Below are 13,053 nucleotides of genomic sequence, written 5' to 3'. Positions count from 1 at the left end.
TGTCGTAAAATGCAAGATTGAGCTATGTATAAAAATTAAGTCAAGAGGTTATTAGGACAATCTAATAACCTCTTTTTTATAGTACATCCTTAACACTTAGTCAACATTTTCAAATACTAGAACTAAAATCTAAAATGAGCAAAAACTGTAAAATTTAAAGGCATAGCGTTGGTGTATTGTTCTTCTTTTTTGGGAAAGTTCGCAAGGTTATTATACTGAACGTTATACGTGTTTAACACATTCAAGATAGAAAAGCCAAAATCAATACTCAATTCTTTTACTTTAAATCGGTAAAGAGCGCCCAGATCTAGGCGACTATAAGGTCTTATATTTTGAGAAGAAGTCAAATTATGTATATTCGGAAAACCGCTTCCATACACATAATTAACAGAACAAAAAATTTGTTTCCAATTAAACATTCCCGCTATTTTAAGTTCGTGCCGTTGATCCTGCGGAGCCCTTGTAAGTGGTTTGTTTTTATCAACTTGTACTTCTGATTTGCTCAAAGTATACGCCAACCATATCTGTTGATTTTTGTAATGAGCAGAAAATTTTGCATCTAAACCATAATTAAAGGTTTTGCCTAAAGATGTCTCGATAACTTGACTGTTTCTATCACTCCAATACTGCAAGGTGTTTTTAGTATGTCTATAATAAGCTTCGACCCGACAGCTCCAGTATCGATAACGTCCAGAAGCACCCAAGATAGTATGAGTAGCTTTAGGAACGGGGTGGTATCGACTGTTGGTTAACGACCAATGATAGGTATAATTTCTATAAATGTCCACCAAGGTGTTTTCGGTTATAAATTGATTGTAAACGCCATGCGCTAGATTAATTTTCCATTGTTTGGATGGGGAGAGAATGGCTTCAACTCTTGGCTGAACCAATAATTGTGTTTTGTTCTCTAAAGGCAAATCTATCCGTATTCCCATCCTTAGTATCAACCATTGAAACAAACTAATCTCTTCTTTGATATATCCTCCTAAACGAAAAGACTGTTGCTCTACCTTTCTAAATCTTTTAATAATGCCATGATTAATCTTAGACTTATTGTGGGTCAGATTGGCACCAAAAGAAAATTGATGGTATTGCGAAGCAGGCAAAGCATGATCTGCTCGAACAGACAACTCGCCCACGTTATTAAAAAATCGCTGCTCAGAAATTCTTTGATTTCTAACTGTAAAAATAGAATCCTGAAAACTAACAGAATAGACACTATAATTTGTTGCAAATTCAGAGTAAGCCATCTTAATCGTGGTATGTCCTATTTCTTTCCAAGGTTTTATGTAAGTCATACTTCCTCCTATTAAGTTGCTCAGTCTTTGGTATACCAAATAACTATTGGTGTTTCCCAATCGAAAAGGACGTTGCGACATATCAAAATTAGCCAAAGTCGTAAAGCTCAGATGGCTGCCATCTTGAAGTCGATGTGTATACTTGCTAGTTACATCGGCAAAAATAGCGGTAGGCAGAAGGTTGGTGGAATAAACAGAAGCATCTGGCGCTCCAACAATTCTAGTACCCAATTGAATGCTAGAACTAGGGGCTATTCCCTTGTTGATATAGCCATTGAATGACTTTTGCGTCCCTACCATTTCGCAAGTAGTTGTGTCTTTATTACCCGATTTACTTGTAATATTAACTACTCCCCCCAAACGATCTCCTATTTCCACATTATATCCCCCTTTCAGAATTTCTATATCTTTAATAAAAATAGGATTGATGGCTCCTATTCTATCGTTGTAATTACTAGTATTAAAGATCGTTATTCCATCAAACAAAATATGAGTCTCCCCTTTCTGCCCTCCCCATAAAATATAGCCATTGTTTTGTTCCCCCGATGCCATCACTCCTGGCTGTAAACGCAAAAAAGAAAACAAACTGTTGTTGTTATTTCCTGGCAAGAAAGGCGTTTGACGATTGTTGATTTTAGCCAGACCTGTTTTTTGTTCTGGGTTTAAAATTTTTATCTTTTGAGTAGATAACACGGTTATTTCTTGCAATTCGGTTATAGATGGAGAGAGAGCTATCACCAAACCATGATCTGCATTAATAAGAGTATCTAATACAAAATACCCTACATGAGAAGCCAATAAATTCGCACTCTGATCTTCGGACTGATACGTAAAGTTTCCTTCTGAATCCGTTGTAATGCTTGTTTTATCAATTCTAATGGTTGCAAAAGGTAGTTTTTCTTGATTTATTTTATCGATTATTTTACCTTGATAAATGTATTTTTTATTTTTAGAATAATAGCGTTTAGAACTTCGTTTTTGGGTAACGATAAAAACTCCATCTATCATTTTATACTCACAACCACAAACTTGGGTTAAATAATTCAAAGTCTCATAAGGAGATTTAAACTTTTGAGTCGTTGTAATCAAACATTCGTTCAAAAGCTTGGCATTAAAAGAAACTTGAACACCATAGTCTAGGTGCAAACTAGCCAATAATTCTCCAAGTGGTTTTTCTTCTACACAGACATCAATCTGCTGGGCATGGCTCTGGCACGCAAATAGGATAATGATCCATAAGAAAGCAATTGGAGAATCTAATAATTTCAATGATTTACTATTTTTGCTTTTAGTTAGCACTCAAAACAAACCTATTTTTATTATATTTTTTCTGACTTCTTGGAACTCTTTCAAGTAAATTTCTTTCATTTTCGCAGAGCACTTAGTATTCGTAGTTAGCGGTACGTACTAGCAACATCTTTAGCTATTGAATATATTATAATAGTAGTTCGTTGCTTTTTTACTTTTTTACCAAAAAGATAAAAAAGCACATTTATATTAGTTTGATAATCAAAATTTTAACATAAAACACAACAAAGATATAACCTATTGATTATCAAACTAATAAAGTTTTTCAACGAACTATTGTTATAACAAAACTTTTAGATTAAAATTTAAAATGAACAAAAATCGTAAAATTGATTGGCATTGCTTGAATATATTGCTCCCCTTCTTTTGGAAAGTTGGCTAAGTTATTATACTGGATATTGTATGTATTCAGTACGTTTAGCACCGAGCAACCAAAATCAATACTCAATTCTTTGACCTTAAAACGATACAAACCTCCAACATCTAATCGACTATATGGACGTATATTTTTGTTAGAAGTTAGATTGTGAATATTTGGGAAACCACTTCCATAAACATAGTTGGCAGATAAGAAAAATTGCTTCCAATTAAACATCCCTGCTACTTTAAATTCATGTCGTTGATCTTGTGGTGCTCTTGTAATTGGTTTATTTTTATCAAACTGTACTTCTGATTTACTTAAGGTATAAGCCAACCATATTTGTTGATTTTTATAATGTGCTCCAAGCTTCACATCCAAACCATAATTGTAGGTTTTACCAAAAGAGGTTTCTATAATTTTATTGTTACTATTGCTCCAATATTGTAATGTATTTTTAATTCTCTTATAATAGCCTTCTACTCTACAGTTCCAATATTGGTAACGCCCAGAGAGCCCTAAAACAGTATGCGTAGCTTGAGGTACTGTATGATACTGTCCATTTGTTAAAGACCAATGATAAGTATAATTTCGATAGAAATCCACCAAAGTTGTTTCTGTTATAAACTGATTATAAACACCGTGTGCTAAATTAATTTTCCATGCATTAGAAGGAGAAAAGATCGCCTCTATACGTGGCTGTATATACAATTGAGTTTTATTTTGCAATGGCAAATCCGCCCGAATCCCCAAACGAATAAGCAATCCTTTAAACAAACTTAATTCGTCTTTTAGGTAAAACCCAAATCGATTAGAATATTGCTCTATATCCGCAAAACGTTCAATAATACCATGATTAATCTTAGAACTGTTATGTGTCAAGTTCACCCCTAGCGATAATTGGTGGTATTGGAGCGCAGGAAAACTATGATCTCCTTTTATAGATACTTCTCGTACATTATTATAAAACCGTTGTTCGTATATACGTTGCAAATGTATTGATGGAGCATTTCCATTATTCTGAACTGAAAAAATACTAAAATCTGTCGCAAAATTGGAATAAGCTACTCTAAGATTGGAGCGCCCCAGTTTCTTCCAAGGCTTGATATATGAAAAACTACCTGCTAACAGTTCGCTGATTCGAGACTCTGTTTTTATACTTGTGGTAGAAGGTATATTTCTAGGACGCCTCGAAATATCCACGTTTGCCAATGTTGTAAATGCAAAAGAAGCTCCATCGTCAAATCGGTGTGTATATTTCGTGGTAGCATCTATAAACATTGCTGTAGGAAATTGAGTAAGAGAAGCAATAGCATCGGGTCCAACAAAGCGAATTCCAACCTGAACACTTGACTTAGGAGCTACATTTAAATTCAAATATCCATTAAAAGAGGTTGGTGTTCCCATTATCTCTACCGTTGATGTATCTGTATTTCCCGACTTACTTGTAATATTGACTACTCCCCCCAAACGATCGCCAATATCTACATTATAGCCCCCCTTAAGCACCTCTATATCTTTTATCATGAGTGGATTGATCGCTCCTATCCTATCATTATAATTACTGGTGTTAAAAATTGTCATACCGTCAAAAATAATATGCGTCTCTCCTTTTTGTCCTCCCCACAAAATATAACCATTGTTTTGTTCCCCCGATGCCATCACTCCTGGTTGCAAACGCAAAAATGAGAACAAGCTATTGTTGTTGCTACCTGGCAAGAAAGGTGTTTGGCGATTGTTTAGCTTTGACAATCCTGACTTTTGCTCTGGGTTTAGCAAATTTATTTTTTTCGTTGATAACACCGTTATCTCTTGTAATTCGGTTATAGATGGAGATAATTCAATCCACAAACCACGATCTGCATTGATGAGTGTGTCCAAGACAAAATAGCCTACATGCGAAGCCAATAAGTTTGCCTTCCGTTTGTCGGACTGGTATGTAAAGTTTCCATCGGCATCCGTTGTAATACTCGTTTTATCGATCAAAATAGTTGCATAAGGTAGTTTTTCTTGGTTCATCTTATCCACTATTTTTCCTTGATAAATGTAGGTTTCTCCTTTGTGGTACACACTCTTTCTAGGGCGAGGCTTGGTTACAATAAATACACCGTCCAACATCTTATAGTTACAACCACACACTTCTGCTAAATAATCAAAAGCTTCGTAAGGCGATTCAAAATGTTGATTGGCTGTAATTAGACATTCATTCAGTAATTGAGCATTAAAAGATATCTGAATGTTGTAGTTCTGGTGAAAACTAGTCAATAACTCCCCCAAAGGCTCTGCTTCTGCATGGACATTAATTTGCTGAGCATAGCTGTTGTATGCCAATAGAGACAGAATGAGTAAAACAATTATGGAGCGTGGTGTCTTCAATTGTTTTTAATCGGTTATTGAGTATATAGTAGTTAGCTGCGCCGCTATTTTGTGGTTGTTGATTATTATTCGCTGCGCTCATGAGATCGCAAGGTTAGTTCCCCTCATGACCTGCTGTCGTTTTACCCTATTAAGCAGCAAGTTTAGTTAGCCAAAAGATAAAAAAGCATATCCATTTTTTCCTTTATTTTTTTGACTACTTACAAAAAAGAGCAAAAATTCATCATCATCACCTCGTCCAATAATCAAACCAACTATAATAATTATCAACCTAATTAACGTTTAAAAGAGTAATTCTTTCTTAACACGCTAAAATTTAAAATGAACAAAGAATGTAAAGTTTCGTGGCATGGCTTGAATATATTGTTCCCCATCTTGCAAAAAATTTGCCCAATTGTTGTATTGAATATTATAAGTATTTAAGACATTGAGCACAGAACAACCAAAATCAACACTTAACTCCTTAACTCTAAAACGATAAAAACTACCAATATCTAATCGACTATACGAGCGTATGTTGTTATTGGATGTTAAGTTATGCTTGTTTGGGAAGCCACTTCCATAAACGTAATTAATAGACCAAAAAAATCGACCTACATTAAACATTCCTGCTACTTTAAATTCGTGCCGTTGATCTTGTGGCGCTCTAGTTGGGGGCTGGTTTTTATTCAATTGCACTTCTGCCTTGCTCAAGGTATATGCCAACCATATTTGCTGATTTTTGTAGTGTGCCCCAAACTTAACATCTACCCCATAATTATAATGCTTCCCAAAAGAGGTTTCTATAATTTGATTGTTACTATCCCCCCAGTACTGCAAGGTATTTTTGGTACGTCTATAATAAGCTTCTAGGCGACAATTCCAATATTTATAACGACCAGATACCCCGATAACGGTATGGGTTGCTTGAGGGACAGGATGGTATTTATTATTGGTCAAAGACCAATGGTATGTATAATTTCGATAAACATCAACAATAGTTGTCTCACTCAAAAATTGATTATAAACACCATGCGCCAAATTAATTTTCCATTGTGACACAGGAGTAAATATCGCTTCAATTCTTGGTTGTATCAACAGTTTTGTATAGCTCTCTAGAGGTAGGTCCGCTCGAATTCCTAATCTAAGCGTAAACCATTTAGAAAAGCTAATATCATCTTTAACATAGGCTCCAAGCCGATTGTTCTTTTGCTGAACGCCTTCAAATCGTTTGAGAATACCATGGTTGATTAGAGAGCTATTGTAAGTAAAATTGAGACCAAAGGACAGTTGGTGGTACCGAGAAGCAGGTAGTCTATGCACCACTTTGGCAGAAACTTCTCGAACACTGTTGTAAAAATGCTGTTCGCCAATGCGTTCTAACCGACCTGTTCCATTAACATACAAGTCATAATGGCGAACATAATAATCCGTCATAAATTCAGAATAAGCAAGACTAAATTGTGTTTGACCAATATTTTTCCAAGGTTTGATATAGTTCAAATTTCCTCCGTACAAATTGCTCAGTCTAAATTGATTGATATACCAATAGTCTGCTAAATAATGTTTTTTGGGAACATTCGAGGCATCGACATTAACCAACGATGTAAAACGTAAAGAACTGCCATCCTTAAACTGCTTGGCGTACCTCACTGTCAAATCCGAAAAAAAAGCCGTTGGTCGTATATTAATAGATGCAAAAATATCTGGTACAACGATACGAATGCCAAGTTGCAAACTTGACTGCTTCTTGAGGTCTAAATTCATATAAGCATTAAATGAATTGTGTGTTCCCAATAATTCTGTGGTAGAAGTATCCACGTTACCCGGCTTACTTGTAATATTAACTACGCCTCCCAAGCGATCGCCAATTTCTACATTATATCCACCTTTTAAGATCTCAATATCTTGAATCAACAGAGGATTAATTGCGCCTATTTTATTATTATAATTGCTTGTATTGAATATCGTAATCCCATCAAATAAAATATGCGTCTCTCCCTTCTGTCCTCCCCACAAAATATAACCATTATTTTGCTCACCAGATGCCATGACACCAGGTTGCAAACGCAAAAAAGAAAACAAGCTATTTTTATTGTTTCCTGGCAAAAATGGTGTTTGACGGTTATTCAATTTTGCCAAGCCAGATCTGTCTTCTGAATTAATTGTTTTAATTTTTTGATTTGAAAATACCGTTACTTCTTGCAGTTCCGTAATAGAAGGTGCTAATTCAATCAAGAAGCCTCGCTTTGCTTTGACAAGCGTATCTTTTACAAAATACCCCAAATAAGACACCAACAGTTTTGCTTTGTTTTCTTCGGATTGGTAGGTAAAATTTCCTTCTACATCGGTCACTATCCGTGTATTATCAATCAAAACTGTTGCATAGGGCAAATGGCCTTTATTTTCTTTGTCAATAATTTTCCCTTGATAAGTATATTTTTGTTTGAGCGAACGCATTTCCTTTGATATAGAACGCTTTTTGCTAATCACAAAAACGCCATCAATCACTCTGTACTTGAAGTTACAAAGTTTGGTTAAATACTCTAAAACTTCGTTAGGAGATTCAAATTGCTGATCTACCGTTATTAGGCATTCATTCAACAATTGAGCATTAAAAGAAACTTGAACATCGTACTCTTGGTGTAAACTTCCCAATACCTCGCCCAAAGGTTTTGCTTTGACAGACAGATTGATTTGCTGAGCATAACTTTTGGAAGATGCATATAATAATACGATAAAGAGTAAAACAATTTTAGAGAGTGGTGGCTTCAATCCTTTTTTTAATAATTTGATGTTATGCTATAAGTCTTGTCATCTTTTTTGGTCAACTCTAAATCAAGCGATTCCGTCATAATCTCCAAGACAGTTTGAATACGTTTCTCTTTGTCAAAAAAGCCAGAATAAGGTTCCTGTTCCAAGTTTTTGTCTAGTTCTATGGTCACATCAAACTGGCGTTCTACCTCTTCTATTGCTCTTTTAAAAGCAATATTATTTAAATAAAACTTATCATTCATCCACCCCATACTAGACATGCCATCTTTCTTAACTTCTTTCGTCAATACATTATTTTTCAACACTCCTTTTTCGTTAGGAGTCAGCACAATAGATTGATCTGAATTGGTCGCATGGACGCCAACTTTTCCTGTTTTACAAAAAACCTGATAGATCGTATCTCTAGCATAAATATTAAAACTGGTCCCCAACACTTCTGTATACCCCAAATCAGAATTGACAACAAAACGATTGCCTTTTTCTACCTCAAAAAATGCTTCTCCATCCAACGATACAGCACGTTCAAACACCCACCAATAAGGTGCATAAGATAGACTAGAACCAGCATTTAATCGCACAACAGAATCGTCTGGCAATGTATGCGCCAAATGTTCTCCATTAGCAGAATAAACATTGGTTGTATAAAAGCGCATAAAACCAAGCCCTGATATAATTAATATAACGGCAGCAGCAGCCCATCGAGTTAAGTAGAGCGGAATAATTTTTTTTGAAGGAGGCGAGGTCATTTTTTGGGTCATCGCTTCCCAGACCTCCTCTTTGGTCCTTTTATAAGGAACTTCCATATTTTCAAACAGTTTTAATTGTTCCTCAAACTTGGCATCTCTATCTTTATTTTCTTCCATTTTTACGTTACTTCTAAAATTAATGAACTATGTGACTTATAATTTATCGTACTTATAGTCCAAAGAAATAAAAACATAGGAGCAACATAGTTACCTGAAGCCCCATTCTTAATTTGCCCAAAGCATTACGCATACGCTTCTCAACGGCTTTAACGCTTATCATCAATCGATCAGCAATTTCTTGGTAAGTTAAACCATTCATTCTACTCATTAGAAAAACAACTCGTTGCTTTTCTGGCAATGAGGATAGTACTTTTTCATATTGCCTTTTTAGGATTTCATAATCCATTGTCCCTTCGGTAGGTTCTGTCTTAAATGCCAACGGCATCGACTGCAAATATTCGTTCTTTACTTTTACCTTTCTCAAATGAGAAATAAACGTATCACTCGCCATTTTGTATAGCAAGCCTTTGATGCGCCCTTCTTCCAAAACCATTTGCTTTTCCCATATTCTCATAAAGACATCTTGTGCCAAATCTGTGGCTAACTCGGTATCTCCAGAACGATAATAGAGATAATTCCGAATGGCATCAAAGTATTTATCAAAACAAGCTTGAAATTCTTCTTTGGTCAAAACCTATCTATTTTTTTGTGGTGATTGTATGCACTACTTTTGTCATCTAATAACTATTCTCCATCAACTCCTCATTCTCTTACCAATCTCCAATTATTTTCAACTCCAGAACAATAGTTATATAACTCCTAACCGCTTGATATATCTCCCCCCCTACTTTTTGTATAAAAAAATAGGTTCTTTTTTGAGATTATCCCTCCCATCAAACTACTTACACCAATGATTATTTAAGAACTAGATTCATGACAAAATTAATAAAAAATAAAAACAATCAGTTCTTCATTCTCTAGTTGGGTTTTAGGAAGCTGTTTAAAACTATTTCTAAACAAAAATTACTATCCAACAACTATAACAACGATCAAATTTATTCTCTTAATACAATACAAACCTTTTCTCCTTTTCGCTACTCCTAAACGAGAAAATCCGTTCATTATTGTAAACAAATCAAGTACCTAATGTTAGATGCACATACTCTTTTTAGCAATAGTGAGCTATCGAATCTTTTTATCTAAACAGCAAAAATCAAAAAACACCTCAAAAAACAATCACCTGATTATCAAGCACAAGCTACACAAAAAAACACGTTTAAATTCCAAGGTTTTCTTTTTCTCAAAATAAAAAAGGTAGGGTACTCTGTTCATTCATGCGGTTTAACTTTTAAATATTTCAAAACAAAAATGATTACCGTATAACTATGACAACCATTAAATTCCCCTCCCCTTTTGGTCTGGTTTTCCTATTAACTTTCATCACTTTCGAGGCATTTGCTCAAAATAAAATATATGTAAATAGGAATGCTTCGGGTGCGAATGATGGCACCTCTTGGGCAGATGCTTTTCAAGAAATTCAACCTGCCATTAACGCTGCCAATACAGGAGATAGCATTTGGGTAGCCGCAGGAACCTACTATCCCACTCTTGCCGTGGATATAGACAACTCAGGGCATACAATTTTCCAAGAAAAAACATTCTACATCAACAAAAATATTACCATACATGGTCAATTTCAAGGGAACGAAACTCTTTTCTCTCAACGCAACAAAGCACATCAAACCATTCTAAGTGGAGACATTGGAAGTCCATTAGATTCTACTGACAATGCCTTTCATGTCGTTTATTTTGATGGAACTACTGCTAATGGTACAATTACCAACAATACTGTTTTAGATGGTTTTATCATAGAACAAGGACAAGCTTCTGGCACCAACTTTCCACACAATGTAGGAGCAGGTATCTTTAATAATGGTCAAGGCATTGGCAATGAATGCAACCCTGTATTAACAAACTTATTCCTGCATCACAACTCTGCTAGTGCACAAGGAGGAGCCTTGTATAACGATGGTTCTCAAGGCGGCATTTGCAATCCCTATTTAACACAGATTCTATTTCATTCTAATACTGCTCAAAATGGGGGTGCCATTTTTAATAACAGTAATGCTGGGGTTGTAAATATATCTATTCACAACAGTTCTTTTACCAACAACACCGCTACACATTCTGGGGCAGGGCTTTACAGTTCCTCAACTAACAGTGGTCGGCTTGATATTGTTACAATGAAAACTAAATTTGACAACAATTCAGCTTATGATGGTGCTGTCTACTATAATCATATTGCTACCAATAGTCGTCTCAATATTATGGTAGATAGCTCTTTTTTTGAGCACAATCTTTCTGTAAATCACGGAGGAGTATTTTGCAATCAATCAAGTGCCAGTAACACAACAATTACTATCAATAATAGTACTTTTAGCAATAATAATAGCAGCAATCTAGGAGGCATTTTTTACAATACTAACAATAATGGCGCCTACTCGACCATCAATCTATCGACCAACGAATTTAAAAACAATCGTTCTAATTCTTCTGGAGGAATTTGTTATACAACAGCCAACCAAGCCTCTCGGCAAGATATGTTCTTCACTCAAAATAAAGTTGAGTATACAACCGCCAATGGAAATGGAGGGGTGTTTTTTAACAACGGAGATTCTAGTAGTATTTTCCAACTTGAAATCATCAAAAACCAATTCGAATCTAATAATGCAAGTTTAGGAGGAATTTTTTACGACATGTTGACTAACAATTCTAGCTTAGACATTCAGTTAAAAAATAATTCCATTACTGGCAATACAGCTTTTAATGGTGCTGTATCTTTTCTAAATACTCGCTCTGGCTCTATTTGCAATTTGCTTTCAGTTGGCAATGACTATGTCTTTAACCAAGCGATTAACAAAGGAGGGGTGTTTTTTAATCAATACAATGCAGCCACAGGAAACACCACTCTAGTCAACGATATTTTACATGTTAACAGAAGTGAACACGACGGTGTTTTTTACCATAAAGGAGAAGCGAATAGTGCCCTTCACACCCAAATAATCAACTGCACTTTTAATGAAAATTATGCTTCTACAGGAGCTCGTTCAATTAGTAGTTTTGCCTTTTCTAGTGTCAATACAATCTCTATTAGCAATAGTATTTTTTATCACCTAGGTGGTGCTCTTTCTCAAATAAATACCAATGGTGGGCAAATTAACCTTACCCATTCGCTTTATAATGATAACAACCCAGATGGAATAGTTACGTTACCTTTCGGAGTTACTGGCAGCAACAATATTGAGGGAGATCCCTTATTCAATAACGAACCAAGTGGCGATTTGACTTTAGCCGCCCTTTCTCCTGCTATTGATATAGGAAACAACGATAGCATTCCTTCTATTTTTACAGTTGACAACAATGGTCAGCCTCGTATTTACAATACAATTATTGACTTAGGAGCACTAGAAACTATCAATAATTTATACAGTGAAATACGATTTTTAGGTCACGAACAAACATCTTGCAATGGTCTCATGGACGGAGAAGTTTCATTTAAAACTTTGGGAGCTACCCCTCCTTTAAAAATCAATGGCGTCACCTATCTTGATCCCGTTTTTAATACGTTTTCTGGTCTAGCAGCTGGTACATATCAATACAACTTCGAAGATAGTCTTGGAAAAACAGATACGATTTATATCAATATTACAGAGCCCGATCCTATTGTATTGAGTATTGAAGGCTTTTCTAATGGTCGTGCAAGTGTTACAGCTAGTGGCGGTACAGCCCCATATACCTATCAATGGAACGACAACAATCAACAAACAAGTGATGTTGCAACAGGTCTAACAACAGGAACATATACTGTCAGCGTGACAGATGCTAATGGTTGTATGCAAACAGCATCCGTTAATATCAGTATTATTTCCAACACTCAAACAATTAAAATGGACGAAGCAAATACTTTGAGTATCTTCCCCAACCCTAGCAACGGTGAATTTCAAGTTGTATTTAACTTAGCTTCTGCACAACAAATTCATCCCGTTTTGTACAATCTACAAGGGCAATGTGTTTATAAATTTCCAGCAAAAACAGGTCAAGATATCAACTACGAAGTTGACTTAAAACAGTTACCTGCGGGAACCTATCTATTAAGCACTTTTATTAACCAAAAACGAGAGCATCAATTCATTGTTTTAAACTAATAAAGTCC

At 35.4% G+C, this 13,053-nt stretch carries 6 protein-coding genes; 1 reads left to right on the top strand and 5 read right to left on the bottom strand.

Features of this window, described 5'->3' with window-relative positions:
- Nucleotides 1-122: 122 nt before the first annotated feature.
- The 5 genes from CG11_RS05545 to CG11_RS05525 all read right to left on the bottom strand — a co-directional run bounded on the left by CG11_RS05545 (nucleotide 123) and on the right by CG11_RS05525 (nucleotide 9,531).
- Nucleotides 123-2,567, bottom strand: a complete 2,445-nt coding sequence (locus CG11_RS05545) for a carboxypeptidase-like regulatory domain-containing protein (protein ID WP_156039668.1) — start codon at nucleotides 2,565-2,567, stop codon at nucleotides 123-125.
- Nucleotides 2,568-2,904: 337 nt separating this feature from the next.
- Nucleotides 2,905-5,340, bottom strand: coding sequence for a carboxypeptidase-like regulatory domain-containing protein (locus CG11_RS05540; protein ID WP_156039667.1), 2,436 nt, complete (start codon nucleotides 5,338-5,340; stop codon nucleotides 2,905-2,907).
- Between the two features lie 309 nt (nucleotides 5,341-5,649).
- Nucleotides 5,650-8,094, bottom strand: coding sequence for a carboxypeptidase-like regulatory domain-containing protein (locus tag CG11_RS05535; RefSeq protein WP_052593962.1), 2,445 nt, complete (start codon nucleotides 8,092-8,094; stop codon nucleotides 5,650-5,652).
- A gap of 8 nt (nucleotides 8,095-8,102) precedes the next feature.
- Entirely contained in the window at nucleotides 8,103-8,957 is an 855-nt protein-coding gene (locus CG11_RS05530; protein ID WP_052593960.1) for a FecR family protein, read from the bottom strand.
- Between the two features lie 52 nt (nucleotides 8,958-9,009).
- Nucleotides 9,010-9,531 carry a sigma-70 family RNA polymerase sigma factor gene (locus CG11_RS05525; RefSeq protein ID WP_052593958.1) on the bottom strand — a complete coding sequence of 174 codons (522 nt, stop codon included), beginning with the start codon at nucleotides 9,529-9,531 and terminating at the stop codon, nucleotides 9,010-9,012.
- A gap of 694 nt (nucleotides 9,532-10,225) precedes the next feature.
- On the opposite strand from CG11_RS05525, the gene CG11_RS05520 reads away from it, so the two are divergent.
- Nucleotides 10,226-13,045, top strand: a complete 2,820-nt coding sequence (locus tag CG11_RS05520; RefSeq protein ID WP_052593956.1) for a T9SS type A sorting domain-containing protein — start codon at nucleotides 10,226-10,228, stop codon at nucleotides 13,043-13,045.
- Nucleotides 13,046-13,053 lie beyond the last annotated feature (8 nt).

The organism is Aureispira sp. CCB-QB1 (assembly GCF_000724545.1).
In the GTDB taxonomy this organism is placed as follows: Bacteria; Bacteroidota; Bacteroidia; order Chitinophagales; family Saprospiraceae; genus Aureispira.
Note: the sequence above shows the minus strand (reverse complement) of the source record. Positions and strands in the feature narration are given on the sequence as shown.